Here is a 25,490-nt window from a genome sequence, read left to right on the forward strand (position 1 = left end):
GGAAGATGACCATGAGCTTTTTCAAGCGTCTACGTGACACGATTGTCCAAAAATCAGAAGAGGTTACCCAGAAGTTTACTGATGGGCTGGCCAAGACGCGGGATCTTCTCGTTGAGAAAGTCGAGGATCTGGTTCGCCGTTATAAAAAAATCGATGATGATTTCTTTGATGAGCTCGAAGAAATTTTGATTACCTCCGACGTTGGTGTCAATACCGTGATGGAGCTGATTGATGACCTGCGCACGGAAGTACGTAAGCAAAAAATCGAAAATGCCATCGATCTACAGCCGATTCTCTCGGAAAAGCTGGTTGCTCTATTGAAAAACGACGAAGCGTCCGATACTGCGCTCAACGTACAGGACGGACGTCTCAACGTCATCTTGTTCGTAGGAGTAAACGGTGTAGGGAAAACCACGACAATCGGAAAAATGGCGCACATGTTCAAGCAACAAGGCAAAAAGGTATTGCTGGCAGCGGGCGATACGTTCCGTGCCGCAGCAATTGAGCAACTGGAAGTATGGGGAGACCGCGTAGGCGTTGACGTCATCAAACAGCAACAAGGCTCGGACCCAGCAGCCGTCATTTACGATGCGATCCAGGCTGCAAAGTCACGTCAAGTGGACATCCTCTTGTGTGATACAGCTGGCCGTCTGCAAAACAAGGTCAATCTCATGGAAGAGCTGGCAAAGGTACACCGTGTTCTGCAACGTGAATTGCCGGGTGCCCCTCATGAAGTATTGCTTGTGCTGGACGCGACGACAGGCCAAAACGCGCTTTCCCAAGCCAAGACCTTCGGGCAGTCTGCCGGAGTGAGCGGGCTTGTCCTGACCAAGCTGGACGGTACGGCAAAAGGTGGAATCGTCATTGCGATCCGCAACGAACTGAACATCCCTGTGAAGTATGTTGGATTGGGCGAGAAGATGGATGATCTGCAGCGTTTTGACCCAGAGCAGTTTGTTCATGCCTTGTTTGCGGGACTCATTGCACAAGAAGTAAATGAGGAACAAAAAGAAGCGTAAGTAGAGGAATTCTCTCCATAAAAAATGATGTCAATAAAAAACCTTGACACTGGGTGTGGAATTGGGTACTATAATCTACGTGCTGTAAAGAAAAAGTCTTTACAGTTTGCACCGAGTACCTCATAGCAAAGGATTGGATTCCATGCTGGAAAAAACCAATCAAGTCAACCTCTTGTTTGATTTCTATGCGCCGCTACTCAAGGGCAAGCAGCGAGAATATCTGGAGCTTTACTATCTGGATGATTTGTCGCTTTCAGAGATCGCCGAGATGCATGAGGTCAGCCGACAAGCTGTTTATGATCACATCAAGCGAGCCGAAAAGCAACTGTTCGAATACGATCAGAAGCTCCACCTCGCAGATCGACATGAACAACGAATGAACGTGCTGAACCGAATGAAAGAGCTTGTGAACGAGCTTGCGGATAGCGAGGCAAGAGACGAACTGAACACTTTGCTACACCAACTGTCAGAGATGGATTAGGAGGGCTCGCATGGCGTTTGAGAGCTTAGCCAATCGGCTGCAGAACGCGTTTGACAAACTGCGAGGCAGAGGCAAGATTGACGAAACCGTCGTCAACGAAGCGATGCGTGAAGTACGACTCGCCCTGTTGGAAGCAGATGTTAACTTTAAAGTAGTAAAAGACTTCGTCGCTCGAGTAAAGGAGCGCGCAGTTGGTCAGGATGTCATGAAAAGCCTGACACCTGGTCAGATGGTTATCAAGATCGTGAACGAAGAGCTGGTCGAGCTGATGGGCGGCAGTGTTGCTCAACTAACGATGGCTCACCGACCACCGACTGTCATCATGATGGCAGGTTTGCAGGGGGCCGGTAAAACGACCACGACTGGTAAACTCGCCAAGTATTTGCAAAAGCAAAACCGCAAGCCTCTGTTAGTGGCGGGTGACATTTATCGCCCAGCAGCGATCAAGCAGTTGCAGGTTTTGGGGGAACAATTAGGAGTCCCCGTCTTCACACTCGGTGATCAAGTCAGTCCAGTAGAAATTGCTCGTCAAGCGATTGATCATGCAAAGACAAATCATCTCGACGTCGTTTTGATCGATACGGCAGGTCGCCTGCACATCGATGAAGCGCTGATGGATGAGCTGAAGCAGATTCGCGAGGTAACCAAGCCCGATGAAATCCTGCTCGTCGTCGATGCGATGACTGGACAAGATGCTGTCAATGTAGCAGAGAGCTTTAACAGTCAGCTGGAGCTGACCGGTGTGGTTCTCACCAAGCTCGACGGCGATACCCGAGGTGGTGCAGCGTTATCTGTCAAGGCTGTCACCGGCAAGCCGATCAAGTTTGCGGCAATGGGTGAAAAGCTCGACGCGCTGGAGGCGTTTCATCCGGATCGTATGGCATCCCGTATCTTGGGTATGGGTGACGTGCTCAGTCTGATTGAAAAGGCACAGGCATCCGTTGATGAAGAGAAGGCGCGCGACATGGAACGCCAAATGCGTCAAGGTGAATTCTCCTTTGACATGTTCCTGGACTCCATGCAGCAGTTACGTAATCTAGGTCCTTTTGAAGACATTCTCGGCATGCTGCCAGGGATGAACAAGATGAAGGACAAAATGAACGTCGATGAGAAGCAGATTGCCCGCGTGGAAGCGATCGCCAAGTCCATGACGAAAGCGGAACGAGCCAATCCTGATCTGTTGAACGCAAACCGTCGCAAGCGAATTGCAAACGGTAGTGGTACCAGCATTCAGGAAGTGAATCGGTTCATCAAACAATTCGATGAAATGAAGAAGATGATGAAGCAGTTCTCTGGTGCCGCAGACAAGATGATGAAGAAGTCCAAGAAAAAAGGTGGACTGGGTCTTCCGTTCATGGGTAAAGGTGGCGGCAAAAACCAGGGTGGCATGAACTTCCCCTTTAATTTCAAACCGCCGTTCAAATGAGTTTGCATGATCTCTTCGCGCCGCTGATTCGTCAGATGACGCGATGGTTCAGATATAGTAGCACCAACGCGAAGTGAATGTCGCGTTGATCCATACAGGAGGTGACACAACATGGCAGTTAAAATCCGTCTGAAGCGTATGGGTTCCAAGAAAGCTCCTTTCTACCGTGTAGTAGTAGCTGACTCTCGTTCCCCTCGTGATGGCCGTTTCATTGAAGAAATCGGTTACTACAATCCGGTTGCACAACCGGCAGTGGTGAAAATTGATACCGACAAAGCGGTACAATGGATCCTGAATGGTGCAGCTCCAACTGATACCGTTCGTAACCTTCTCTCCAAAGAAGGCGTAATGGCTAAAGTACACGAAACCAAATACGGCAAATAAGTCGGTCATCTGGAGGTCTGATGATGAAAGCGCTGGTCGAAACGATCGCAAAAGCTCTCGTCGATCATCCGAATGAGGTTCGTGTGAACGCAGTGGAAAAAGAACGCACTCTCGTCTTTGAATTGTCGGTCCACCCTGATGATATGGGGAAGATCATTGGCAAGCAAGGACGGATTGCGAAAGCACTGCGCACGGTCGTGATGGCGGCATCCGTGGAAACGGACAAGCGCGTCACGGTTGAAATTGTTTGAGTGAAAAGGCTGGGAGAATTCCCAGTCTTTTTTCCTGTGAGAGCAATTCTGGACGGTTGGTTCGATCGTTCGTCGAAAGGAGTGGCACTTCATGCTCACTATTTTTCGTTCGGTACAGGTCAAGATCATCATGACAGAAGCATCCCGTGCAGTGTTGGTAGAGAAGTATGCAAAGCAGATTCGCCAACATCGCGACGGGTGGGAGCAGTGGCAGTTTCAAACGAAAAAGATACTCGCTGACGCTAAAAAAAAGTCAGCCGATACATACGCGCTAGCACAAGAGAAGATAGCGCGAGAAGAAAAGCAGCGCAAAGAAAAGATCGAGATTCTCCAATTTCAGCTCAAGCAGGCGGAAAATTTGCCGGAGGGCAGCGAAATGGATTATCAGACCGTACAGAGCCCGGTAACGGTACAAATCGGCGATGTTTGGGATGAAATCATAGCGGGGACGGAAATCCTGATAAAAGATGGTCAGGTGCATGAGATTCGTCAGCGAACATCAGACCAAAGGTAAGAGTTTAGGAGGAATGGACGGATTGGAAAAGCGTTTCTATGGAGTGGGAAAGCTGGTGAACACCCACGGTTTGCGTGGCGAAGTGCGAATCATACCCAGCACTGATTTTCCTGATCAACGTTTTCGAAAAGGGAACGAATTGTTATTGTTTCACCCGACGCTTGCAGAGCCGTTGAAACTGAAAATCGCGACCCGCCGACCGCATAAAGGGTTTGAGATTTTGAGCTTCCATGGCTATACGAATATTAATGACATCGAGAAGTACAAGGGCGGCGAGTTGAAAATTCCGGAAGAGTCATTGATGGAGCTGGAAGAGGACGAATTTTACATCCATCAGCTCATTGGCTGCGAAGTGGTAACAGACGAAGGCGAGGAGCTAGGAAAAATCGTCGACGTTATGCAACCAGGTGCCAATGATGTTTGGGTAATAAAAGGAAAGCGTGGCGAAATTTTGTTGCCCTACATCGATGATTGCATCAAACAAGTGGATGTCGCGAACAAACGCGTGGTCTGCCATCTGATGGAAGGCTTGCTGTAGGGAGGATCGAATTCGTATGCGCATTGACATTCTTACTCTTTTTCCAGAGATGTTCGAGGGAGTTTTATCCAGCAGTATCTTGGGAAAAGCGAGCGAAAAGAAAATCGTGGATTACCATGTGACCAATTTTCGCGATTTCTCAGAAAGCAAGCACGGTACGGTAGATGATACCCCGTACGGTGGCGGCGGAGGAATGGTTCTAAAGCCTGAACCACTGTTTCGGGCGGTAGAATCGATGGCAGGGGACAAAAAGCCCCGTGTGGTGCTCATGTGCCCTCAGGGAGTGCCTTATCATCAAAAGCTTGCGGAAGAACTCGCCCAGGAAGAGCATCTCGTTTTTATTTGTGGTCATTACGAGGGCTATGATGAGCGTATTCGCGAGCACTTGGTAACGGACGAAATCTCTATCGGCGATTATGTACTGACCGGTGGTGAACTCGCAGCGATGGTCGTGATCGACAGCGTCGTCCGTTTGCAACCAGGCGCATTGGGTAATCAGACTTCAGCTGTAGAAGACTCTTTTTCCACGGGGCTTCTGGAGTACCCACATTACACCAGACCACCTGAATTCCGTGGCTGGAAAGTACCTGACGTGCTTCTCTCCGGTCATCATGCGAATATCGTGAAATGGCGCTTGAAAGAGTCACTGAGACGTACGGGTGAACGCAGACCAGACCTCTTGGACAAACTCGAATTGACAGCGGAAATGAAAAAGCTGCTAGTTGAGCTGGAAAAAGAGAAAAAAATGGAGAACAATCCGTAGAAACTGTCTTGTAGTCCTTCGCCCAATGTGGTAATATACTTCTTGTGGCAATTTTGCCCGCTGACTAAGGCGGTCCGCTACTCGTATCTCGGGCATATGCGCTGAGCCATCTATTGGTAGACGAGTAAGAACGTCTGATCGGAAGGAGGGAATTCAAATGAACCAAGTAATCCGTGAATTGGAAAAAGAGCAATTGAAACAGGACATTCCTGCGTTCCGACCTGGTGACACTGTACGTGTACACGTTAAAGTTATCGAGGGTCAGCGTGAGCGTATTCAGCTCTTCGAAGGCGTATGTATCCGCCGTCGTGGTACTGGTATCAGCGAAACTTTCACCGCTCGTAAGATTTCTTACGGAGTTGGTGTTGAGCGTACCTTCCCATTGCACACGCCTAAGATCGACAAGATCGAAATCGTGCGTCATGGTAAAGTACGTCGTGCGAAACTGTACTATCTGCGTGATCGCGTAGGTAAAGCAGCTCGTATTAAAGAAATCCGTCGATAAGCGTTTGCTAACGCATAAGAAAGAGGACTGGTCTGCTAGCCAGGCCTCTTTTTTCCATTTCGGCAAGAAAAGAATACGATGGACGAGCTAACACGGGAGGATCGGATCATGAGCGAAGAAGTTACCTCCACCCGCGCCAAGAAAAAAGAGCTATGGGAATGGATCAAGGCGCTGGTTATTGCGATTATCCTAGCGTTTCTCATCCGGACCTTCCTATTCGCCCCCTTTATCGTAGAGGGCGAGTCCATGGAAACCACCTTACATAACAACGAAAAACTGGTTGTAAACAAAGCCGTTTATTATATGGGAGATCCGAAGCCAGGAGATATCATTGTGTTCCACGCAGAAAAGACACGCGATTATATCAAGCGGGTCATAGCCGTTGCGGGAGACACTGTGGAGGTCAAGAACGATCAGCTTCTGGTGAACGGTAAGCTAGTAGAAGAGCCTTATCTTGCACAACATAAAGAAGAGGCGAAAAGACAGGGAGAGCCCTTTTTCACAAATGACTTTCCTCCTGTAAAAATACCTGCGGACCACATTTTCGTCATGGGGGACAATCGTCTGAACAGCCATGATAGCCGAGCAATCGGACCCGTCGCAATTAGTACGGTCGTCGGAAGGGCAGAATTCACATTTTGGCCGATGACGGACATCCGCATGACGAGGTAGATGGTAAGGGAATACGCAAGAACAGCTTCAAGGTAGGTGAGACAGCATGACAATCCAATGGTTTCCGGGCCACATGGCAAAGGCGCGCCGTCAAGTGACGGAGAAGCTCAAACTGATTGATGTGGTTATCGAATTACTGGATGCAAGACTTCCTCTATCCAGTAGAAACCCGATGATTGACGAGATTGTCAGTGAGAAGCCAAGGCTGATATTATTAAACAAAGCAGATCTGGCAGATGAAAAAGTAACGGATCAATGGATTAACTATTTCCGTGGGCTAGGAATTCGCACACTGCCGATTGATGCCTTGAGCGGTAAAGGGGTCAACAAGCTGCCCGAGCTATGTAAAGAGCTAGCTGGCGATATGCTGGCGAAGCGTACAGAGCGAGGCATGCAGGGACGTGCCATCCGCATTATGATTCTGGGGATCCCAAACGTAGGGAAGTCCTCTTTGATCAATCGCCTGTCCAAACGTGCAGTCGCGCAAACGGGAGATCGTCCCGCAGTGACAAAAGCACAGCAATGGGTGAAGATGGGGGATACCCTCGAACTTTTGGATACGCCAGGGATTTTGTGGCCTAAATTTGAAGATCAAATGGTCGGTCTGAGACTCGCAGCTAGTGGGGCGATCAAGGACGAGCTGATTGACTTTACGGAAGTAGCTCTGTTTGCCATCAGCTACATGATGCACTACTATCCAGAGCAGCTACTGGAGCGATTCAAGCTAAAAGAAATGCCAGAGGATCGGGTAACCATGCTCGAGGAGATCGGAAAGAAACGCGGCTGTCTCGTATCAGGTGGAAACATCGACTACGACAAGGCGGCGGAACTCTTCTTACGGGAGCTGCGTTCTGGTAAGCTGGGGCAGGTATCAGTGGAGCGTCCGATTGACTGGGAAATGGATGAGCCCATTGGCAAGCCAATCTCGTTATATGAGTAATTAGAGCGCTAGAAAAACCTGTCTATCAATCGTGGTAGGCGGTTTTTTTTACGCGTAGAAAAGTTTTTACGTACATAAGGAGAAATGGATCAATGAATATTGGAGAAATGTCGATAAAGGAAATAAAGGCATGGATCGAAAAATTGGACGAACTACCTAAAGATTTCTTACAATTGTTAAAAGCAGATAACCGGGCTGGTGTTCAGGAAATTGCACGCCAGCAAGAAGCAGCGATCGCGCGTCAAGAAAAGCTCGCTTTGCAATGGAACGAAATGACGCAATACGAACGACAACTACGCGACAAAGGGCATGTCCATCTGTTTGGTGTGGACGAGGTTGGGCGTGGTCCGTTGGCTGGCCCAGTAGTGGCTGCTGCTGTGTGCTTATCTGCAGACTTCTACTTGCCAGGCTTAAATGACTCCAAGAAAGTACCCGTTGCGAGCCGGGAGGCATACTACGAAATTATCATGCGAGATGCAATAGCTGTGGGCATTGGAATCGTGGATGCGGCACGGATTGACTCGATTAATATCTTGAATGCAACAAAAGAAGCCATGGGAAAAGCGATCAACAGTGCTTCTGTAGCTCCTGATGCCTGTCTGATTGACGCAGTACAGCTAACCGGACTCACTTGTGAACAAGTACCCATCATCGGTGGGGACGGAAAAAGTGTATCGATCGCTGCCGCTTCCATTGTCGCAAAAGTGACACGCGACCGAATGATGGCGGATTTCGCAAAAGATTATCCACAATACGGATTCGATAAACATGCAGGCTATGGAACAGCAGAGCATTTGGCTGCCATTGGACGTTATGGACCGACGCCGATCCATCGGATGTCGTTTACCGGCGTTAAAGAGCAAGCGTAATCTCTTCACTGTTTTCTGGTCTAGCGGGAGGTGTGAGGTACCATGTTTTCCCCTTCACAGTTCATTCAATCAATGGTGCAACGCGCACCTGTATCTTCACCCAAACCAGTAGAGCTGACACCAGGGCAAGTGTTCAAAGGAACTGTGATCAAGCAATACCCGGACAATATGGCTCTCGTTCAAATTGGTGGGATGCAAGTACAGGCCAAACTGGAAGCAAAGCTAGAACAGGGACAAAAAGCATGGCTCCAGGTACAGCCATCTGCTGAAGTCGTTACGTTAAAGGTACTGGACACACCGGTGGAGGGACCAGGCAAAGAGGCTTCGATGGAAGGGCTAATCCGTTCGTTGGGCCTCCCTGAAACGAAAGAAAGCAGGGTGATCGTCGCTGCTTTGATGAATGCCAATTTACCTGTCACGAAAGAAACAGTCCAAGCTTTCACGGCGGTCGCCACTCGTCTCGGCACGGATGACGCAACAGTGGAGGCATTCATGATGGCGGTAAAAAGGAACTTGCCGCTTACCCCTGATACGGTCGCAGGCTTGAAAGCATTCTTGGCTGAAAAGCCGATCAGTCAGGTGATTCAGAACTTTTTGCAGCAAGCTTCGCAATTCCTGGACAAAGAAACAGAGGGGTCTCTTCCATCGCCAATGAATGGAAAGGAAGGACGTTCTGGACAAGCAGATGGAGTGATTCGACAGCTGGTAATGAACCTGAGAGAGAAGGTCCAGGCGCTACCTGTGGCCATCACAAATCCGGGAGAATCAGATCAACCAGTTGGGGCAACTCAAAGTCAGGTAAATCGTACCCCTGTCGAGGGACAAGCTTCTCAGGTTCTATCCCAGACGGCTAGTAGTGCAAGTGCAAGTGCTTCCACCGTGAAGCCTTCAGCCCAGCTAAATCCAACTCAACAGGCGATGGCCGCTAAATCCTCCTCTCAAACAGCAAATGCTACAATTACAGACATGCCCGATGACCTTTCATCAAATCAATTTACTCGTCTGGGGCAGAGAGATAGTCAATTCCAGCCGGAATCAAACACTACGAATGGAAGAACCCTCGCAAACAGCGTGAATGCGCCTGCGTTAGGTACCCATAGCCAAGCACAAAGTGGTATCTCGCAAGGGGGCGCAGCACAGTCTGCGGGGGGCGTCCAGCCTGCTGTTCTCAATAACAATGGTCAACAACAACTGCAAACTGCGCAAAGCAAGCCAGTAGAGAAAGTCAGCGCTCAACCAGTGGATGGCGCTAATCAGAGAACTACGATGGCTGTGCAGTCGGCAAACGGAGCTACTGCAAGCGCAGCTTCTGGTACACATCCAATTCAAGAGTTGTTCCGGCAGATGGGGATTGCTCATGAGCGTGATTTAATGGGCCATACGTTGGCGGGAGCTACGGCAGATGTAGGCGCACATAGACAGATGGAGTCAGTAAAGTCCATGCTCTTGCAGCTCACCCAGGCGCAAGCGCACACGGTACCTGCGGCATTACGCGAAGCCGCAGATCAGCTGTTACAACAGGTAACTGGACAGCAATTAATGATGCTCCAACCGACCAGCCAAGCCCTTTCTCAAATCGTCATGCAAATTCCTATCCGCTCAGCGCAAGGGGAGGAGACTGCTTACGTTCAGATCGAATCCAAGAAAAAAGGCGGCGGGCAGGTGGATGCCGAGAACTGCCGTTTGTTTTTCCATCTCGAACTGCAGTCGATGGGGACGACCATGATTGATGTGAGCATTGTGAATCGAATCGTCAATCTGCAAATATTCAACGATTTACCTTGGGTAGATTCTTTTGTTCAGGGGATGAAGAGCGGCTTTGCAGAGCAATTGCAGGAAGTCGGATATTCGCTTTCTTCCGTCCGCGTGCAGTCCATTCCAGAACAAAGGACCAAGTCTTCCATAACGAATGGAGCCAAGGGCGCAATCATGTCGGATTACAAAGGAGTGGATCTTCGCGTATGAGCCAGTCATCCCCTTCCGACAACAAGCGAAAACAGGCAGTTGCCCTCAAGTATCAGGCGGGTACGATGGAAGCGCCAAAAGTGGTGGCTAAAGGGAAGGGTTACGTCGCTGAAAATATGCTAAAGACGGCAAAAGAGCACCAGATCCCGGTTCAGGAGGACCCCTCACTCGTGGAGGTGTTGGGAAAGCTTGATTTAAATCAACAAATTCCACCGGAGTTGTATCAAGTCGTGGCTGAAATTCTCGCTTTCGTTTATCGGTTGGACAAAGGGGGAGCAGGTAACGGATGAGTGCAAGGCGGCGAGCATTGGGACAAAAGGGAGAAGAGATGGCAGAGACCTTCTTAAATCAAAATGGGTACGAAATCCTCGGGCGCAATATTCGTACAAGGCGCGGAGAAATCGATCTGATTGCTCGAGATGGGGACACCCTTGTCTTTGTTGAGGTTCGTACCAGAACGAGTCAAGCCTATGGCTCAGCCGCAGAATCTGTTACATGGAGAAAGAGGCAGAAGCTTCGGGAACTTGCCATGGACTACCTGCAGAACTCTTTGACTTTCATTCCCGCTTTTCGTTTTGATGTTGTCGCGATACATTGTCCCGCGAGAAGTGAAGCTCGGGAGGAAATAACGATCGAGCATTTCAAGCATGCGTTTTAAAAAACGGGCTCGTGAAACCCTAGTGAATGGGGATATGACTACATCAAGCGCCTTGTTGTCAGCGTACTATGTACTGTACTCGACGCGATGAAACTCCTCCAAGCATCAACATGAGCTTTCCGGCGCTACTGCTGGAAAGCATTTTTTTTTGCATATAAAAACCCCGCACGGCTGGTCATAACCCTGTCAAGTAGACTGTCTAAAAACCCATAGTTACGCGGCGATCGCTTTCCGATACTCAATCGGGGAACGGTCGCCAAGTTTTTTCTGAAAACGATTCTGATTATAGAAGGCAATGTATTTTTCAACAGCTTGATTTAATTCCACATGTGTTTTTGGCGAGCATCGATACATCATTTCTGTCTTTAGATGTGAAAAGAATGATTCGATACAGGCATTATCTAGGCAATTTCCCCGTCTCGAATGACTTCCTAGTACTCCGTACTCATCCAAACGTTTATTGTAGTGTCTGGAAGTGTATTGAAAACCTTGGTCCGAGTGTAGGATGGAACCGTTCATTTCTCTTCCCTTACAAAGACTATCTACTGTGCTCATCACAAGTGACAAATCGTTTTGGGAAGAGACCTGCCAAGCANGATCAAATCGTTATTGATAAGACGAACACGGAAGAAGAATTCGAGGTTACTTATGGATGAGTATTTTTAAATGATAGAACATGGATTTGGTACAGTCGAGGCAATAAAAACATTTGCCCACCCCCACTATCTTTTCCTACCCTAAAAGACGAGGGGGGAAGAATCCAATGTACGCATGCAGCTATTCCGGTACGGTACTCGGTATTGATGGCTTGATCGTATCCGTAGAGACAGACATTGCCAATGGCTTACCACAGTTTGACTTGGTGGGTCTCGGCGGCTCAGCTGTAAAGGAAGCGCGCGACCGAGTCCGTGCCGCATTACGCAATGCAGGCTTCGACTACCCGATGCAGCGCATTACCGTAAACCTCGCCCCAGCAGACCAGCGAAAAGAAGGCTCAGGCTTTGACTTCAACACCTGTCTTTTTTCTGGAATACCTAATCTTCTGGCGACTTCTCTAGACGATACTCCGGACTCGTAAAGACGTACCGCTTCCATTTTTTCCTCTTCCGTATAGACCTTATATGTCTGTCCCTTTTTAGCCATAAAAAATCCCCTCTGGTCAATTGTGTCTTACCCAATTGTAACAGTGGGGTTTTAAACACAGTCAACCATGAGGGGATATTACCAGGCTGGACAAGCGGGGTTTTGCGAACCGTTTCACTTTTTGATCTCATCGTACAGCTCAGTTGCCGTACTTGCGATATGTTCAAATGCTGCGCGAAGTTCCTGGATGCTCGCTGAATGATTTTGGGATTGAGATGTGACAGATTGGATGGAAATATTCATCTTATGAATGGAGGTTTCAATGAACTTCAGCTGCTTTTGAATTTCCTCAGAAGCATCTTTGCTCTGTGTAGCCATTTTGCGGATCTCATTGGCAACGATACTAAAGCCTCTGCCATGTTCACCTGCGCGCGCAGCTTCAATCGCCGCATTTAATCCGAGCATATGGGATTGGGACGCCATATCGTTAACAAAAGACAAGACCTTAAAAATCTTTTCAATTTCTTTTGTCACAAATTGTGACTCACTGGATACTGTCATGATTTGCTCGTTTACGTGAATCGAAGCGGAAGCGACCTGATCTGCTGTCGCAGTCATTTCCTCCACCGTCGCAGCTAGTGTGGAAGAGACGGATCGGATGTTTTCGATTTTGGTATTGGCAGTCAAAATGGTGAGGCAACCGACTAACGCACCCTCTTCAAATATAGGTGTAGCAGAGGAGACGTAAGGAATTCCGCAAACCTCTGGTCCTTGTTCCTGTATCATTTTTTTGCCACTACGTAACGCCTTTTCTGTGACGGTACCCTTAATTTCATTGATGAATGTACCTGGTTTGGTTTCGATACCCAACGTTTCACTCTGTAAAAAGGCAATGTACTTTTCTGTATCCGTCAATGCAACACATGCATCTTCCGCTTGACTTGCCTTGATATCCTCCAAGCATGCTAACAAGGCCTGCAATTTTGGCGACATGTCCAAACTCCCCTTTTATCTTTCTTTTCAGTCAATGATTGTAATATTCACACACACTCAGCAATCTTCTGCTTGATGTAGATAAATACCGTTGTTACATACATCGGTAAAATCGGATAGATCGATGAGAAAACAATTGGCGGAAAAAATAACAAATGTTTTTTAAAAAAACTGGTAAAAAGATGTGACGTTTTTCCACACCATACGTCAAACATGATATAGGAAAAATTTTGGAGGTAAATCATGAAAAGAATGAAAAGAAATATTTTTCAAACCCTTACAGTAGCTTTGGCTACGGTATGTGCGGTACATTTTGCGTTTCCGACCGCTACTTTCGCTCAATCGCTTACGAAAGTGCAGGCAGCAAACTCAGAAGGGTTGACTGTTAGCACGTCTGCTATCAACGTAGTGAAGGGAAAAACGGGTACCCTTAAATTAAAGTATAACGGTCAAACTCTGGATTCTTCCCGAGCAACGTGGACTACATCAAACTCTTCGATTGCTACCGTATCGAATGGGGTCGTAACTGGTAGAGGTACGGGTACTACCTTTGTTACGGTACGTTACAGTGGAGAAACGGTAAAAGTCAAAGTGACGGTTTCAGCACCGGATGAATTAAAAGCAAATATTACGAAAACGACCCTGAAAAAAGGGAAAGAGCAAACGATTGATTTGACGTATAACGGAAGTACACTTCAAGGAAGTAAAGCGATTTGGAGCTCGAGTAACTCTTCGGTTGCTACAGTAAAGAATGGAGTCATTACTGCAAAAGCAAACGGAACCGCAATCATTGGCGCCAAATATAAAGATCTAACAGTTTATGTGGATGTAACCGTCGAATCAAACTCTTCCGGTAAGTTGGAAGCAAATGAATCCAAGATCAAATTGGATAAAGGTGACGAAGAAACGATCAAGCTCAAATATGACGACGAGAGTCTTTCTGGCTCAAAAGCATCCTGGTCCACTTCGAAATCATCTGTCGCAACTGTAGATGATGGCGTAGTTACTGCGAAAGGTAAAGGGACAGCTACCATTACTGCTAAGTATAAAAATGACAAAGTTGAGATCGAAGTGATTGTAGGCGGCGGAGGAAGTTCTTCTGATTTGCTGGAAGCAGATGAAACGGATATCACCTTGAAAAAAGGGGATAAAGAAACGATTAAATTGTACTATGATGATAAAATCGTGAGTGCGTCTAGTGCAACTTGGACCACATCCAAATCGTCTGTAGCAACCGTAAGCAAAGGTGTTGTCACAGCAAAAGGGAACGGAACTGCGACAATTACAGCGAAGTACAAAGGTGAAAAGGTTGAAATCGAGGTTACCGTAAAGAATTCCGATAAGCTGGAAGCAGACAGCTCTTCCATGTCCCTGAAAAAAGGGAAAAAAGAAGAGATTCAATTGTATTATGATGACAAGGAATTGAAGGGTTCCAAAGCAACTTGGAGCACTTCGGACTCTTCCGTAGCAACCGTCAAAGATGGGGTCGTTACAGCGAAGAAAAAAGGAACAGCAACGATTACAGCCAAGTACAAAGACGAGTCCGTGAAGGTTAAAGTAACCGTAAAATCGTAACATCTTAGTGGAAAGCCCATCGGAGATTGAGCAAAAGCCGGTGGGCTTTTTTTATCAAAATGTTTGAAATTACTAGTAATAACTACCTACGTTAGTTGGCACTGGAGCTGCCAACGCATCTGAGGCAGTGGATGCTTCCGCTCAATTAAAGTCGAGCTTTGATAATTTCCCCAGCACACTAGAAGTTGGGAAGAGATATCAGTTTACAGTCAGCACAGAAAATGTCGGGACACTTGAAGCCGAAGGAAAGTTTTTCTTCCTGGTATCAAGTGGGGAAAAAATGGAATCAGTAAAGACAACTTTAAACCGAACAAAGAAAGCTTACGTAACAACCGGTTACTTCATCCCAAAAGCTGAGGGTTCCTACATACTTCTCTATTCCATGAAGCAAAAAAATAGTAAGGGTGAAGCGGTAGAGGCAAACGCTGAAAAGAGCTTTAAGACTGTCGACAAAAACAAAATTAACTTAACCGTATCTCCAAATGAAATCACTGCAAAGTTGGGCGAGGAGATTCCAGTCTTAGTCACCTACAGCAGCAGCATCACAACCAAATTGGAATTCAACCAAAAACTAACAGAACTAGGCTCCAGCAGAAAAAACGGTGTGTATAAAAAAGTGTACCTGTGGAAGCCAGAGAAAAAGGGTGAATACACCTTGAAAGTGAAGGCGACTCAAAGCAGAACGGATCGAGTAGAAACCAAGGAAATCACGATTGTGGTAGAATAAAGAATATCGTCAGACCCTCTCATCGTGTCACGATTATGAGAGGGTTTTTCTAATCCAAAGTGCTAAGTAAGAAAGAAGGAACGCTATGTTATTCTACACGACCTCCATCTTGGTTCTCATAATCGATCAACTCTCCAAGTACATGGTTCGATCAACCCTTGATGTAGGGGAAACGGTGTACATCGGGACTACGCAGTTAACCCATTATGAGAACTCAGGGATGGCCTTTAGCTTATTCCAAGGATACGCACGTCTTTTTGCTTTAGTAGCTATTCTATTTGTAGTAGGGATTCTGTATTATCGCATGCATGAAGCCCCGAAAGGAAAGCTGCTGAATACCGCCTTGGGCTTTCTAGTGGGAGGAGCCGCAGGTAATGCAATCGATCGAATCATATTCGGACGAGTGACAGATTTTCTCGTGTCTCGCTCTGGGAAGGGTATCCTCAACTTTGCGGATCATGCCATTAATGTGGGGATTGTTCTGCTGCTTATGCATGGGATTGTGCAGTATGTAGTGGGGAAGTGGGGAAAGAGAGAAGCAAAGTAATTCTAGTTAAAGAAGGAGGAAGAAACATGGATAGAAATGATAACGTCCCTACTCTCTATCGCCATTATAAAGGTGGAGTCTACAAAGTTACTGGAATTGCAACGCACACAGAGACGGATGAAAAAATGGTTGTGTATTATCGAGTAGAGGACGAGGAACTTTTTGTAAGACCATTTCGAATGTTTTTTGAGAAAGTCGAAGTTAACGGGAAGAAAGTACCGAGATTTGAAAAAATGAACTAGCGTGGCAATAAGCGCTACGCCACGATGACCTCGCTATCAGATAAGAAGCGTCACGAGATACAGGAGTGGAAGGTTAGATTTTATCACGAGAATGAAAGGGTCTGGTTGACTGATCATGTTGATAGGAAGTACTTAGACTATTTGATGTAAAAGAGATGACACGTCTAATACGAATCATGGACCATACATTAAGTCAAAAGGACTTATTATGGGGAGGACGGTCAAATGATTATTAGAAGAGCCATTGGGATGCTATCAGTGGCTGCCGGAGCGTTCTGTCTGATCAAAACCGGTGGTGCATTGCCTATCAGCTATAATGCCATCCTAATTTGTCTGAGTGCCGTATTTGTCATCATTGGGTTACATCTTTTTGAGCGATGACCAGCCTGTGTGCTGGTTTTTTATTGTTACGTTATGTCCTGCAATCGTGAGCCAAGGTGGTGGTAGACGTGTGGCTCGGACTTGAAGCTAAAGGATGTCAAATTGACTTGAATATTGGTTTTTATCAAGACCAACTTTCAAAGAATAAAAGATAAGGAAAGATCAAATCGTTATTGATAAGACGAACACGGAAGAAGAATTCGAGGTTACTTATGGATGAGTATTTTTAAATGATAGAACATGGATTTGGTACAGTCGAGGCAATAAAAACATTTGCCCACCCCCACTATCTTTTCCTACCCTAAAAGACGAGGGGGGAAGAATCCAATGTACGCATGCAGCTATTCCGGTACGGTACTCGGTATTGATGGCTTGATCGTATCCGTAGAGACAGACATTGCCAATGGCTTACCACAGTTTGACTTGGTGGGTCTCGGCGGCTCAGCTGTAAAGGAAGCGCGCGACCGAGTCCGTGCCGCATTACGCAATGCAGGCTTCGACTACCCGATGCAGCGCATTACCGTAAACCTCGCCCCAGCAGACCAGCGAAAAGAAGGCTCAGGCTTTGACCTCGCCATCGCTTTCGGCATTTTACTTGCTTCCAAACAAATAACACCCCGTACTGAGCGAATTCTCATCTTAGGCGAGCTCGCTTTAGACGGTTCCTTGCGCCCTGTTACAGGAGTTTTACCAATTCTGCTGGAGGCAAAGCGCACAGGCTTCACGCATGTTATCCTACCTGCACAAAATACCCCCGAGGCAATGCTCGTTGATATAGTCGTGCTTCCTGCTCCTGACTTAACGGCAGCAGTCCATTACTGGAAGCATGAATTACAACCAGATGCCAGCTCCTTAGAGCAAACCCAAACTTCCATTCACCCAAACACCAAAAACCACGATGACACACCTGATTTCGCCAACGTTTACGGTCAACAATTTGTCAAACGAGGACTGGAAATCGCAGCAGCTGGTTTTCATAATGTCCTGCTAGTCGGGCCACCGGGCTCAGGAAAAACGCTTTTGGCCACCTGTTTGCCTGCCATTATGCCGCAAATGTCTACGAATGAATCCTATGAAGTTACGAAAATATACAGCATCGCCGGACAATTGACGCGAACGAGTGGGCTGATCCGCGAAAGACCATTTCGCTCCCCGCATCATACCATTACTGCGACCGCCCTGATTGGAGGAGGAACCCAAGTACCCCGCCCAGGTGAGTGTAGCCTGTCTCACGGAGGGATCCTGTTCCTCGATGAGATGCCAGAGTTCTCGCGACATGTGCTGGAAGTTCTTCGACAGCCGCTGGAAGGAGGAGTCGTTACAATCGGCAGAGCCAAACAAGTGTTTACATTTCCAGCTCGCTTCTTACTCATTGGATCGTGCAATCCTTGTCCGTGTGGCTTCTTTGGCTCCAGAGACCAACAAGCCTGTACCTGCACGCACCAACAAATCCAAAAATATCGCTCCAAGCTGTCTGGTCCTCTGTTGGATCGCATTGATCTTCATCTAGAAGTACCGAGAGTGCCTGTCCAATTATTGAATAAACGAACGATGGAAGAATCGTCCGCAGACATTCGAAGCAGGGTGGAACAGGCAAGAAAAATTCAGAGTGAGAGGTATGCCAAGCGACAAGGATCTCCGTTTAACAGTGCGATGAACGGAAACGAGCTGCGTCGATATGCCTCACTGGACAAAGAAAGTCAGGAGCTGCTGCAGCTTGCCTTTGAGACACTTGGATTGAGTGCAAGGGCCTATGACCGCATTGTAAAAGTTGCACGTACGATCGCTGATTTAGCGGGTTCCTTACGAGTTGAGTCTACTCATGTAGCTGAAGCCATACGCTACCGGGCTTTGGACAGGGGGATATCTTTGTAATCTGTTCACGTCTGTAGTCTGTGTGTAGGTATGTTCGAAGTCTGCTGAATCCTTCTCATTTGTCCTTTACGTAATCTGGACAATTGTAAACGAAAAAGTTGCACAATCGCCTTCGTCCCATGGGCGACAGTATTTCATAGCAATAGATGTCATTCCCTGTCTCAAGGAATGAAAGGTCAAGACTTGATGGCCGCTTTGACCGACACGAGAAGGGGAGGGTGGTGGGAAGAACTCATTGGAGACCAAGGATAGGTAGCGGCTGTCTAAAGGATTGGATAAAAGCCATTGATAGCCAGTCGTCGGATTGGCATTAAATGTGAGGGCAAACGAACGTCCGGACATGACATGGATCGTATGAGTAGTCGAATCTGCCACTGATTTCATCTTTCTTATTTACATGCTTCCCAAACAATATATGTATCTGCTTAAATTGGGTGTTTGCCTTCCGTCGAAGCTGTATACCAACACAGTGTATTTACAAATTAGTGACAAAATGGAAAAGTCCTAATTTTTTTATGAGCATTTAGAATGATATGGAAAGGAATTTGCAAAATATTGGCGAATGAATAGGAATAAAGGCATAAAATGTCGAACGAAAGCAGAAACGATCTACTCAAAAATTCCTATCAGCTGAAATGGTAAGAAGACAACAAGGGCGTTTAGGACGAATGTTACCATGTCGCGACTATTTTTTTGTATATAGATTACTTCCCGGCACTTCCAAAAGAGCAGGTTTTACGATGTCGCTCCTCTCTAATGGGAGAAGCTTTTTCTTTGTGTTCATCTTTTGCTAGAAATGGGAAAGGGAAAGGAAAACTGATGGAAAGCATTGCGAAGTTATTTGAAAAAGAGGAATACTACCATGCATTTCAGCCGATATGCAACCTTCCTGGTAAAAATCGATTAGGATATGAAGCACTACTTCGGAGTAAGAAAGCAGTTCATCCAGAAGGGTTGTTCCAAACAGCCAAAGAAAAAAACAAGTTGCTAGAATTGGATACTCGTTCCTTGTATTACGCTCTATTGGCCTTCTTTCATTCACCAGATCGTTGCAATAATGAGCTATTGTTTGTCAATATTTTTCCTTCGACAATCGTTGAAGACTCATTTCCAGATTTTATTCAGGAGATCACATGTGATTTTGAACCATTCCTGGACCATATTGTGCTGGAAATTAACGAGTCTATTATGGAAGGGAAGATATGGAACGAACCTATTTTTTTACAAAGGATTGCTGATTTACGTCAAATCGGGTTTTTGATTGCGTTAGATGATGTAGGGGAAGGAACAACAACCTTCCGGAAAATACTTGAGATTGCACCTGATTTCATTAAGATCGATCGCTTCTTTTCGCAAAACCTATCCGATTCTCAAGAGAAACAAAAAGTTGTGAGGTTGTTCGTAGAGTTTTGTCGAGATGACTCACAGCTGATTCTAGAAGGAGTGGAAGAAGAAGAGGATTACGCTTGCGCGGCTATGATCGGGGTCGCGATTGGGCAAGGGTATTTGTTTGGAAAGCCTGGACGCTTATTGGGTGAGTAAGAATGGTACCCGGATGGAATGGAGGTATACATATGATTGGTGAAAACAATGTCACGTCTAGAAAAGCAACCTTAACTTTGAAAATCTCAGAATTTGAAGTTCCTCCGATGCAGGATATGCTCATCATTGGAAGGAAAGCACCCATAGGACCGGAAGCGGTAAGGCGAATGGCCGAAGCCCTCTCACCCGAGCAATTCACCCTAATAAAAATGAATCATCCGAAGATCGAAGCAGTCCTTCTTCGGAATTCATTACTACAGATGATCGATGAAAAATTGTTGATGAATATTATTTTGGAAGAGGCAGAGCGAATGATCAGTGATTCGATGGTTCTGCGTTCCGAATTGAAAATAGCCATGTCTGTTCAACGAGAGGTGGACCTGTTATGAAAATCTCCGAAATCATGACAACGGCGGTGTGCTCCATTACCTCTGACAAGAGCGTTTCTCACGCGGCAGAGCAGATGAATGAATACAGCACAAACTCCTTAGTTGTCGTGGACTACGGAGAGTTGACGGGAATTGTTACTTCCCGCCATGTAGCTTCTGCACATCCCAATCGAATTGTTGCTGATGCGATGGATGTTTCACCGAATCGCATTTCTCCTGAGCAAAATATATGGTATGCACATAGTCTTTTACTAGAAAGTGACAAAGATTTATTGATTGTGATGGACCATCAGGAAGAAGTACTGGGCATAGTTACCAGAGAAGCCATACAAATCAAACTAGCGGAATACCTCGATCCGTTAACTGGTCTGTACCGAGCTCCTTATATCCATTACATCGGCGAAAAAATGCTGGCGGAGAACAAACCCTTTCACCTCCTATTTATTGACGTTAACGATTTTGGACAGATCAATAAACAGTTCGGTCATCCTTTTGGGGATGATGTCATTCGTAGCTTTTCGGCTGTACTCTCTTCGCTGGTTGTGGAGCAGGGGGATCATCTATGTAGGTATGCGGGTGATGAATTTATCCTGATTACGTCCGGACCAGAGTCACATGTACAACAGTGCATTGAGACGATTGTCAGTCCTACGGAGATTTATCATGTAACCGTATCAGCAGCGGTAGGATACATGAACGGATATCGGGAACCCAATTTCTTTGCTCGACCTTTGCGTGAGCTAATAGCGAATGCAAGTCTTTTATCGACTGAGGCAAAGAAAAAAAGTCTGTTTCGATGCTGACTTCTTAAACAGTGAACTAGTTGTCTTGGAATAGTAGCGGGGGTACAAGCATACACTCTTTGATGATAAGAACAAAACGCTCATTGGAAAAATGTAACTTGTTAGGTTTTCGATCGTAAAAGGAAGAGAAGTATACAACTGTATATACAGGAGGCTTGCAACATGATTGTATCAACCACAAGTACCTTGCAAGGAAAAGAAATCGAAGCATACTTGGACATTGTCAGCGGTGAAGTGATAATGGGAGCAAACGTCGTACGGGATTTCCTAGCTGGGATCACGGACATCATTGGCGGCAGAAGCGGAACGTATGAAAACAAGCTGGCAGAAGGTCGCGAAGTAGCCATTCGCGAGATGAAGGAAAAAGCGAGAGCCCTTGGTGCGAACGCAGTCATCGGTGTCGATCTCGACTTTGAAACACTGCGCGAAGGTATGATGATGGTCATTGCGACCGGAACTGCCGTCCGTGTGAAGTGAGCCGGAACCTCCGGCTTTTCTTTTTTCTTTGCTCGAAGGAATGAAGAACCTTTTCTTAGAATAGTAGGAACCATACAAGTGCAAGAAAGAGAGTGAATCCGATGTCAGTGGAACAAACTTTGACGGCTTTAGCTGAAAAAATAAATGCCAATCCTCACGCAATTAACGGATTTCATGCTGTTTATCATTTTCTGTTGAGTGGAGAGGATGGCGGGAATTACCAGGTGATTTTCGCGGGAGACCACGCTACTTATCTGAAAGGAACGCCAGATGAAGCAAAATGTTTATTGGAGCTCTCAGATGCCAACTTCATAAAATTAGTGGAAGGAAATTTAAATCCGACAGCAGCTTTCATGATGGGGAAGCTGAAAGTTAAGGGAGATTTAGGGTATTCCCTAAAGCTACAGACAATTCTGAACGCCTATCAATCGTAGAAAATCCTAGTCAACCTTCCAAGGGTTACTGTAAAATATGACCAACGAACGAAGGGTTGCTAATTCAAAAGAACGAGGGGTACCATGCGGCATAATTGTTCATTTGTAGCAGTCGTAGCCAGAGTCGAAGAACAAATTGTACACTTTGATTTTTACCAAGAGTCAAAACGGTCAAAAGCAGGACGAGAGCTACTCAAGCAGAAGGTATCATTACCGAGACATTATTTTGATTACTTACTTCACTCCGGGGTGATGGAGGTGGAGTGCGATCCACCTTATTGCCCTACTGTGACGCAGCCGGCTGCCATTGGGATGAACATCCGTTCACTAGGAAGTTCCGTATTGTTTGACATGTGTTTCTCTCCACAAACGTATAAATTGTGGCAGAACACTGATGCCGTCTTGGAAGACCTCTCCCTTTCTGCCGATATTTTTGAAGAATACGTGTATCGCATGGGGGCGATCAGTAGGTTTCGCTATCTGGGAAGAGTCGATGATCCATCCGTAGCTACACAGCTTGGTGAAAATGACATGATTGAATTCAAACGCGACTTTTTGTTATCGAAAAGCGGCATAATCAAGACGATTGTGGCGTTTGCCAATTCAAACAACGGAAACTTGTTCCTTGGAATTACTGATGAAGGTACGATCATTGGTGTCAATCACGAAATTGAGCAGTACGGCGATCCGGATAAATACCTGCTTGCCATCACTCAATACATCCAGGATAAAACGGCGCCTTTACTATCACCATTCCCTAAAATTTCTTTGAAAAAAGTACAGGATCAATATGTGGTCGCCATTTTTGTGGAAGTATCGTCCGAATTGATTTGTGGACTGGACAAGAATGGTGAAAAGTATGTCGTTATTCGCACAAATAACCGCTCAGTCATCGTGAAGGACCCGCATCAGATTGGAGAAATATACGTAAAAAGAAAGCTCGGCAGTGAAATCAGCCGTCGATTAGGACTTCTGTAGCAAGATCTGACAGATTGCATACATGAAGGAGGATTGCTGCATGAAATCATCTTTACGTGCCTATCTGTTATCCATTGTAGTGGCATGTACGGTCATAACTGCTTGTGCGCAGGATACGAAAGTAACGGATGCGGACATGAGGGATCGAATCGGAACTGAACTGGGAACGGTGGAAAGAGTGACGGTCATGTCGACAGATGGTCAAGAGGTGTCACTTGACTTACCTGAGTTTTTAAAGGGACTCCAAGGTCAAGGAAAAGACCTCCAGTTATCCAATGATCCGTTAAAACAGGAAGATGTTCGATTCACACTGGTTCTGTATAGAAAGCAAGTAGCCCCCCTCGTGGTATCTGTAGGAGAAAAGGCGAGCAAATTTGGAGAAAATACGTATCGGGGTGCTGGAGCCATTACATTTTATCAATGGATTCATCGGCTGACAGGCAACGGGCTATTAGCGATAAAAAGTGAAAACATTCTTTTGAGTGCAGATGATTTATCACTGTCGCGAATGTTGGCAGTAGATGAGACGGCGTACATAGAAAAAGTACTTCAGGTAGCGATTTCGGAAAGTGATCAGAATGTAAATCAGCATCCGCTGTATCCGAACTATCGGCTGCGCATCGACTCAGTCGAAAGACCGCTAGAGGTAACGGTCCTGACACCTACTCTCATCTCAATACCTTTTGGCAGAGAAAGGCACTTCTACCACGTCGACGGACAAATGTTTTCGAGATTGACGGAATATTTGGTCCCCAAAGAGAAAACGACACAACCCATCGATAAACTTTTTAAATCAACCAACATTCGTGTCGAAGCGACAGGTGAGATGCGGGTAAACAACCTGGACTTGGATGTGTCGCAAAGCACCGTCGAGCAAGGAATGGCACATCAAGCAGTTCGCTTGCTAAAGACGGGAGTGCAGCTTGTTGACCGGCCTCAGCAAGGAGTCGGACCAGAGGAATACAGACTTCATTTTCGTGTAAACGGAAAGGACCACACCGTGATCTTTTATTCCCGTCATTTCCGCATCAACGACTCATGGTACGCCCATAACCAACTGCAAAAAGCTATTTGGAAATTAATTGAACCTACTCAAAAATAAGGATCGTCCTCATGAACTGGAACAATAATGGTCACGATAAAGAGAACATATGACTACCACTTTTGCGATTTTTGTCGTAGAATAGTTACTGTTGCACTGATAGTGGCGGTTGGGACTGGAACAGACATTTGTTTATGTATCAGTCATTAAGCCTGCCGATCTTTATCTGCCATAGGAGGATGGAGAATGAACATTCATGAGTATCAAGGTAAAGAGATACTTAAGCAGTACGGTGTGAAAGTTCCTGAAGGTCGCGTTGCTTTCACAGTTGAAGAAGCTGTTGAAGCCGCAAAAGGGCTGGGAACTCAAGTAGTTGTAGTAAAAGCACAAATTCACGCAGGTGGACGCGGTAAAGCGGGCGGCGTGAAAGTGGCAAAAAATCTGGATGAAGCTCGTACATATGCTGGGGAAATTCTTGGCAAAGTACTGGTTACTCACCAAACAGGTCCAGAGGGTAAAGAAGTAAAACGCCTTCTGATCGAACAAGGCTGCGACATCAAAAAAGAATACTACGTGGGTGTTGTTGTAGACCGTGCAACAGGAACCGTAGTAATGATGGCATCTGAAGAGGGCGGTACTGAAATCGAAGAAGTAGCTGCACACTCTCCAGAAAAAATCTTCAAAGAAATTGTTGACCCAGTGACTGGCCTGAATGCTTTCCAAGCACGCCGACTGGCTTATGCAATTAACATTCCGAAAGAGCAGATCAACAAAGCTGCTAAGTTCATGATGAGCTTGTACCAAGCATTTGTTGACAAAGATTGCTCGATCGCTGAAATTAACCCACTGGTAGTTACTGGCGACGGTGAAGTAATGGCACTCGATGCTAAACTGAACTTCGACAGCAACGCTCTGTATCGTCACCCTGACATCGTAGCTCTGCGCGATCTGGATGAAGAAGATGAAAAAGAAATCGAAGCTTCCAAATTTGACCTGTCCTACATCGCTCTCGATGGTAACATCGGTTGCATGGTAAACGGTGCTGGTTTGGCGATGGCTACGATGGACATCGTGAAGTTCTACGGTGGAGATCCTGCTAACTTCCTTGATGTTGGCGGCGGAGCTACTGAAGAGAAAGTAACCGAAGCATTTAAAATCATTCTTCGCGACGAAAAAGTTAAAGGGATCTTCGTTAACATTTTCGGCGGTATCATGAAGTGTGACGTTATTGCGAATGGCGTTGTTAACGCTGCGAAACAAATCAAATTGGACAAACCGCTGGTTGTTCGTCTCGAAGGTACGAACGTAGACCTCGGTAAGAAAATCCTCAATGAGTCCGGTTTGAACATCGTTGCTGCTGAATCCATGGCAGACGGCGCTGAAAAAATCGTATCTTTGGTTAAGTAATCTAGGTAGT

Annotated in this window: 33 protein-coding genes and 1 pseudogene; 30 read left to right on the forward strand and 4 right to left on the reverse strand. The window is 46.3% G+C overall.

Annotated elements, in window-relative coordinates; all coding sequences use genetic code 11:
* The first annotated feature begins 11 nt into the window (after positions 1-11).
* The 15 genes from ftsY (at position 12) to AN963_RS23375 (ending at position 10,985) form a co-directional block, all read left to right on the forward strand.
* The gene (gene ftsY, locus AN963_RS23305) at positions 12-1,019 is read left to right on the forward strand and encodes a signal recognition particle-docking protein FtsY (RefSeq protein ID WP_055746931.1); all 1,008 of its coding nucleotides are present in this window, start codon (positions 12-14) and stop codon (positions 1,017-1,019) included.
* 142 nt (positions 1,020-1,161) lie between these two features.
* A complete protein-coding gene (locus tag AN963_RS23310) occupies positions 1,162-1,500 on the forward strand; it encodes a putative DNA-binding protein (RefSeq protein ID WP_055746932.1) in 339 nt (112 codons plus the stop codon).
* A 10-nt stretch (positions 1,501-1,510) separates the two neighbouring features.
* Positions 1,511-2,926, forward strand: coding sequence for a signal recognition particle protein (gene ffh, locus AN963_RS23315; protein ID WP_055746933.1), 1,416 nt, complete (start codon positions 1,511-1,513; stop codon positions 2,924-2,926).
* Positions 2,927-3,037: 111 nt separating this feature from the next.
* Positions 3,038-3,310 carry a 30S ribosomal protein S16 gene (gene rpsP, locus AN963_RS23320; protein WP_007719713.1) on the forward strand — a complete coding sequence of 91 codons (273 nt, stop codon included), beginning with the start codon at positions 3,038-3,040 and terminating at the stop codon, positions 3,308-3,310.
* Positions 3,311-3,333: 23 nt separating this feature from the next.
* Complete coding sequence (locus tag AN963_RS23325; protein WP_055746934.1) at positions 3,334-3,561, forward strand: KH domain-containing protein; 228 nt, start codon at positions 3,334-3,336, stop codon at positions 3,559-3,561.
* Between the two features lie 91 nt (positions 3,562-3,652).
* Positions 3,653-4,075 carry a YlqD family protein gene (locus AN963_RS23330; RefSeq protein WP_055746935.1) on the forward strand — a complete coding sequence of 141 codons (423 nt, stop codon included), beginning with the start codon at positions 3,653-3,655 and terminating at the stop codon, positions 4,073-4,075.
* A 22-nt stretch (positions 4,076-4,097) separates the two neighbouring features.
* A complete protein-coding gene (rimM, locus tag AN963_RS23335) occupies positions 4,098-4,613 on the forward strand; it encodes a ribosome maturation factor RimM (RefSeq protein ID WP_407922561.1) in 516 nt (171 codons plus the stop codon).
* A 16-nt stretch (positions 4,614-4,629) separates the two neighbouring features.
* Positions 4,630-5,376: a tRNA (guanosine(37)-N1)-methyltransferase TrmD gene (gene trmD / locus AN963_RS23340; protein WP_055746937.1), complete on the forward strand. Its 747-nt coding sequence runs from the start codon at positions 4,630-4,632 to the stop codon at positions 5,374-5,376.
* Positions 5,377-5,533: 157 nt separating this feature from the next.
* Positions 5,534-5,881, forward strand: coding sequence for a 50S ribosomal protein L19 (rplS, locus tag AN963_RS23345; RefSeq protein ID WP_055746938.1), 348 nt, complete (start codon positions 5,534-5,536; stop codon positions 5,879-5,881).
* Between the two features lie 108 nt (positions 5,882-5,989).
* Positions 5,990-6,553, forward strand: a complete 564-nt coding sequence (gene lepB, locus AN963_RS23350; RefSeq protein ID WP_055746939.1) for a signal peptidase I — start codon at positions 5,990-5,992, stop codon at positions 6,551-6,553.
* Positions 6,554-6,599: 46 nt separating this feature from the next.
* Complete coding sequence (gene ylqF, locus AN963_RS23355) at positions 6,600-7,493, forward strand: ribosome biogenesis GTPase YlqF (RefSeq protein ID WP_055746940.1); 894 nt, start codon at positions 6,600-6,602, stop codon at positions 7,491-7,493.
* A 92-nt stretch (positions 7,494-7,585) separates the two neighbouring features.
* Positions 7,586-8,362: a ribonuclease HII gene (locus AN963_RS23360; RefSeq protein WP_055746941.1), complete on the forward strand. Its 777-nt coding sequence runs from the start codon at positions 7,586-7,588 to the stop codon at positions 8,360-8,362.
* 42 nt (positions 8,363-8,404) lie between these two features.
* A complete protein-coding gene (locus AN963_RS23365) occupies positions 8,405-10,327 on the forward strand; it encodes a hypothetical protein (protein ID WP_055746942.1) in 1,923 nt (640 codons plus the stop codon).
* Positions 10,324-10,617, forward strand: coding sequence for an EscU/YscU/HrcU family type III secretion system export apparatus switch protein (locus AN963_RS23370; protein WP_055746943.1), 294 nt, complete (start codon positions 10,324-10,326; stop codon positions 10,615-10,617). The genes AN963_RS23365 and AN963_RS23370 overlap by 4 nt, the downstream gene beginning before the upstream one ends.
* Positions 10,614-10,985 (forward strand): YraN family protein, encoded by a 372-nt coding sequence (locus tag AN963_RS23375; protein ID WP_055746944.1) that lies wholly within the window; start codon positions 10,614-10,616, stop codon positions 10,983-10,985. Before AN963_RS23370 ends, AN963_RS23375 begins: the two co-directional genes overlap by 4 nt.
* Positions 10,986-11,198: 213 nt before the next feature.
* On the opposite strand, the gene AN963_RS32590 is transcribed toward AN963_RS23375, so the two are convergent.
* Positions 11,199-11,580: IS3 family transposase (locus AN963_RS32590; RefSeq protein WP_152985741.1), on the reverse strand; the 382-nt coding region annotated here is incomplete at its 5' end.
* Positions 11,581-11,748: 168 nt separating this feature from the next.
* Between AN963_RS32590 and AN963_RS23380 the strand changes: the two are divergent.
* Positions 11,749-11,991 (forward strand): annotated as a pseudogene (locus AN963_RS23380) (magnesium chelatase domain-containing protein); the annotation flags it as partial.
* Here AN963_RS23380 and AN963_RS32595 read toward each other — a convergent pair.
* Complete coding sequence (locus tag AN963_RS32595) at positions 11,922-12,128, reverse strand: transposase (protein ID WP_083497042.1); 207 nt, start codon at positions 12,126-12,128, stop codon at positions 11,922-11,924. The pseudogene AN963_RS23380 and the gene AN963_RS32595 overlap by 70 nt on opposite strands.
* A 114-nt stretch (positions 12,129-12,242) precedes the next feature.
* Positions 12,243-13,061: a methyl-accepting chemotaxis protein gene (locus AN963_RS23385; RefSeq protein ID WP_055746946.1), complete on the reverse strand. Its 819-nt coding sequence runs from the start codon at positions 13,059-13,061 to the stop codon at positions 12,243-12,245.
* A 243-nt stretch (positions 13,062-13,304) separates the two neighbouring features.
* Between AN963_RS23385 and AN963_RS23395 the strand changes: the two genes are divergently transcribed.
* From AN963_RS23395 to AN963_RS23415, 6 genes are all read left to right on the forward strand, one after another.
* A complete protein-coding gene (locus AN963_RS23395) occupies positions 13,305-14,636 on the forward strand; it encodes an Ig-like domain-containing protein (protein WP_055746948.1) in 1,332 nt (443 codons plus the stop codon).
* A gap of 127 nt (positions 14,637-14,763) precedes the next feature.
* The gene (locus tag AN963_RS23400) at positions 14,764-15,363 is read left to right on the forward strand and encodes a hypothetical protein (RefSeq protein WP_055746949.1); all 600 of its coding nucleotides are present in this window, start codon (positions 14,764-14,766) and stop codon (positions 15,361-15,363) included.
* 85 nt (positions 15,364-15,448) lie between these two features.
* Positions 15,449-15,910 carry a signal peptidase II gene (gene lspA, locus AN963_RS23405; protein WP_055746950.1) on the forward strand — a complete coding sequence of 154 codons (462 nt, stop codon included), beginning with the start codon at positions 15,449-15,451 and terminating at the stop codon, positions 15,908-15,910.
* Between the two features lie 26 nt (positions 15,911-15,936).
* Positions 15,937-16,152: a DUF1653 domain-containing protein gene (locus AN963_RS23410; RefSeq protein WP_055746951.1), complete on the forward strand. Its 216-nt coding sequence runs from the start codon at positions 15,937-15,939 to the stop codon at positions 16,150-16,152.
* 225 nt (positions 16,153-16,377) lie between these two features.
* Positions 16,378-16,533, forward strand: a complete 156-nt coding sequence (locus AN963_RS31250; protein WP_161827303.1) for a hypothetical protein — start codon at positions 16,378-16,380, stop codon at positions 16,531-16,533.
* 327 nt (positions 16,534-16,860) lie between these two features.
* Positions 16,861-18,408, forward strand: a complete 1,548-nt coding sequence (locus AN963_RS23415) for a YifB family Mg chelatase-like AAA ATPase (protein ID WP_055746952.1) — start codon at positions 16,861-16,863, stop codon at positions 18,406-18,408.
* A 66-nt stretch (positions 18,409-18,474) separates the two neighbouring features.
* On the opposite strand, the gene AN963_RS30570 is transcribed toward AN963_RS23415, so the two are convergent.
* Positions 18,475-18,792, reverse strand: a complete 318-nt coding sequence (locus AN963_RS30570) for a protease inhibitor I42 family protein (RefSeq protein WP_083497043.1) — start codon at positions 18,790-18,792, stop codon at positions 18,475-18,477.
* A gap of 372 nt (positions 18,793-19,164) precedes the next feature.
* Between AN963_RS30570 and AN963_RS23420 the strand changes: the two genes are divergently transcribed.
* The 8 genes from AN963_RS23420 (at position 19,165) to sucC (ending at position 25,480) form a co-directional block, all read left to right on the forward strand.
* A complete protein-coding gene (locus AN963_RS23420) occupies positions 19,165-19,950 on the forward strand; it encodes an EAL domain-containing protein (protein WP_236708072.1) in 786 nt (261 codons plus the stop codon).
* A gap of 32 nt (positions 19,951-19,982) precedes the next feature.
* Positions 19,983-20,339: a hypothetical protein gene (locus tag AN963_RS23425; protein ID WP_055746953.1), complete on the forward strand. Its 357-nt coding sequence runs from the start codon at positions 19,983-19,985 to the stop codon at positions 20,337-20,339.
* Positions 20,336-21,142: a diguanylate cyclase domain-containing protein gene (locus AN963_RS23430; RefSeq protein WP_055746954.1), complete on the forward strand. Its 807-nt coding sequence runs from the start codon at positions 20,336-20,338 to the stop codon at positions 21,140-21,142. Before AN963_RS23425 ends, AN963_RS23430 begins: the two co-directional genes overlap by 4 nt.
* A gap of 162 nt (positions 21,143-21,304) precedes the next feature.
* A complete protein-coding gene (locus AN963_RS23435; protein ID WP_055746955.1) occupies positions 21,305-21,619 on the forward strand; it encodes a YbjQ family protein in 315 nt (104 codons plus the stop codon).
* 101 nt (positions 21,620-21,720) lie between these two features.
* On the forward strand, positions 21,721-22,053 hold the full coding sequence (locus tag AN963_RS23440; RefSeq protein ID WP_055746956.1) for an SCP2 sterol-binding domain-containing protein: 333 nt from the start codon (positions 21,721-21,723) through the stop codon (positions 22,051-22,053).
* Between the two features lie 84 nt (positions 22,054-22,137).
* Positions 22,138-23,031: an AlbA family DNA-binding domain-containing protein gene (locus AN963_RS23445; protein ID WP_055746957.1), complete on the forward strand. Its 894-nt coding sequence runs from the start codon at positions 22,138-22,140 to the stop codon at positions 23,029-23,031.
* Between the two features lie 40 nt (positions 23,032-23,071).
* Positions 23,072-24,133: a hypothetical protein gene (locus tag AN963_RS23450; protein WP_055746958.1), complete on the forward strand. Its 1,062-nt coding sequence runs from the start codon at positions 23,072-23,074 to the stop codon at positions 24,131-24,133.
* Positions 24,134-24,319: 186 nt separating this feature from the next.
* Positions 24,320-25,480, forward strand: coding sequence for an ADP-forming succinate--CoA ligase subunit beta (sucC, locus tag AN963_RS23455; protein WP_055746959.1), 1,161 nt, complete (start codon positions 24,320-24,322; stop codon positions 25,478-25,480).
* Positions 25,481-25,490 lie beyond the last annotated feature (10 nt).

It is taken from the genome of Brevibacillus choshinensis, from assembly GCF_001420695.1.
Taxonomy (GTDB): domain Bacteria; phylum Bacillota; class Bacilli; order Brevibacillales; family Brevibacillaceae; genus Brevibacillus; species Brevibacillus choshinensis.

Coding starts and splice junctions, on each gene's coding strand:
- lepB (WP_055746939.1), top strand. CDS start 5,990: ATGAGCGAAGAAGTTACCTCCACCCGCGCCAAGAAAAAAGAGCTATGG.
- AN963_RS32595 (WP_083497042.1), bottom strand. CDS start 12,128: ATGGCTAAAAAGGGACAGACATATAAGGTCTATACGGAAGAGGAAAAA.
- AN963_RS23310 (WP_055746932.1), top strand. CDS start 1,162: ATGCTGGAAAAAACCAATCAAGTCAACCTCTTGTTTGATTTCTATGCG.
- AN963_RS23330 (WP_055746935.1), top strand. CDS start 3,653: ATGCTCACTATTTTTCGTTCGGTACAGGTCAAGATCATCATGACAGAA.
- AN963_RS23385 (WP_055746946.1), bottom strand. CDS start 13,061: ATGTCGCCAAAATTGCAGGCCTTGTTAGCATGCTTGGAGGATATCAAG.
- ylqF (WP_055746940.1), top strand. CDS start 6,600: ATGACAATCCAATGGTTTCCGGGCCACATGGCAAAGGCGCGCCGTCAA.
- lspA (WP_055746950.1), top strand. CDS start 15,449: ATGTTATTCTACACGACCTCCATCTTGGTTCTCATAATCGATCAACTC.
- rplS (WP_055746938.1), top strand. CDS start 5,534: ATGAACCAAGTAATCCGTGAATTGGAAAAAGAGCAATTGAAACAGGAC.
- ffh (WP_055746933.1), top strand. CDS start 1,511: ATGGCGTTTGAGAGCTTAGCCAATCGGCTGCAGAACGCGTTTGACAAA.
- AN963_RS23445 (WP_055746957.1), top strand. CDS start 22,138: ATGCGGCATAATTGTTCATTTGTAGCAGTCGTAGCCAGAGTCGAAGAA.
- AN963_RS23450 (WP_055746958.1), top strand. CDS start 23,072: ATGAAATCATCTTTACGTGCCTATCTGTTATCCATTGTAGTGGCATGT.
- AN963_RS23415 (WP_055746952.1), top strand. CDS start 16,861: ATGTACGCATGCAGCTATTCCGGTACGGTACTCGGTATTGATGGCTTG.
- AN963_RS23430 (WP_055746954.1), top strand. CDS start 20,336: ATGAAAATCTCCGAAATCATGACAACGGCGGTGTGCTCCATTACCTCT.
- AN963_RS23435 (WP_055746955.1), top strand. CDS start 21,305: ATGATTGTATCAACCACAAGTACCTTGCAAGGAAAAGAAATCGAAGCA.
- AN963_RS23325 (WP_055746934.1), top strand. CDS start 3,334: ATGAAAGCGCTGGTCGAAACGATCGCAAAAGCTCTCGTCGATCATCCG.
- AN963_RS23395 (WP_055746948.1), top strand. CDS start 13,305: ATGAAAAGAATGAAAAGAAATATTTTTCAAACCCTTACAGTAGCTTTG.
- AN963_RS23420 (WP_236708072.1), top strand. CDS start 19,165: ATGGGAGAAGCTTTTTCTTTGTGTTCATCTTTTGCTAGAAATGGGAAA.
- AN963_RS23370 (WP_055746943.1), top strand. CDS start 10,324: ATGAGCCAGTCATCCCCTTCCGACAACAAGCGAAAACAGGCAGTTGCC.
- rpsP (WP_007719713.1), top strand. CDS start 3,038: ATGGCAGTTAAAATCCGTCTGAAGCGTATGGGTTCCAAGAAAGCTCCT.
- AN963_RS30570 (WP_083497043.1), bottom strand. CDS start 18,792: ATGAAATCAGTGGCAGATTCGACTACTCATACGATCCATGTCATGTCC.
- AN963_RS31250 (WP_161827303.1), top strand. CDS start 16,378: ATGATTATTAGAAGAGCCATTGGGATGCTATCAGTGGCTGCCGGAGCG.
- AN963_RS23410 (WP_055746951.1), top strand. CDS start 15,937: ATGGATAGAAATGATAACGTCCCTACTCTCTATCGCCATTATAAAGGT.
- trmD (WP_055746937.1), top strand. CDS start 4,630: ATGCGCATTGACATTCTTACTCTTTTTCCAGAGATGTTCGAGGGAGTT.
- AN963_RS23425 (WP_055746953.1), top strand. CDS start 19,983: ATGATTGGTGAAAACAATGTCACGTCTAGAAAAGCAACCTTAACTTTG.
- AN963_RS23360 (WP_055746941.1), top strand. CDS start 7,586: ATGAATATTGGAGAAATGTCGATAAAGGAAATAAAGGCATGGATCGAA.
- AN963_RS23440 (WP_055746956.1), top strand. CDS start 21,721: ATGTCAGTGGAACAAACTTTGACGGCTTTAGCTGAAAAAATAAATGCC.
- ftsY (WP_055746931.1), top strand. CDS start 12: ATGAGCTTTTTCAAGCGTCTACGTGACACGATTGTCCAAAAATCAGAA.
- sucC (WP_055746959.1), top strand. CDS start 24,320: ATGAACATTCATGAGTATCAAGGTAAAGAGATACTTAAGCAGTACGGT.
- AN963_RS23375 (WP_055746944.1), top strand. CDS start 10,614: ATGAGTGCAAGGCGGCGAGCATTGGGACAAAAGGGAGAAGAGATGGCA.
- AN963_RS23365 (WP_055746942.1), top strand. CDS start 8,405: ATGTTTTCCCCTTCACAGTTCATTCAATCAATGGTGCAACGCGCACCT.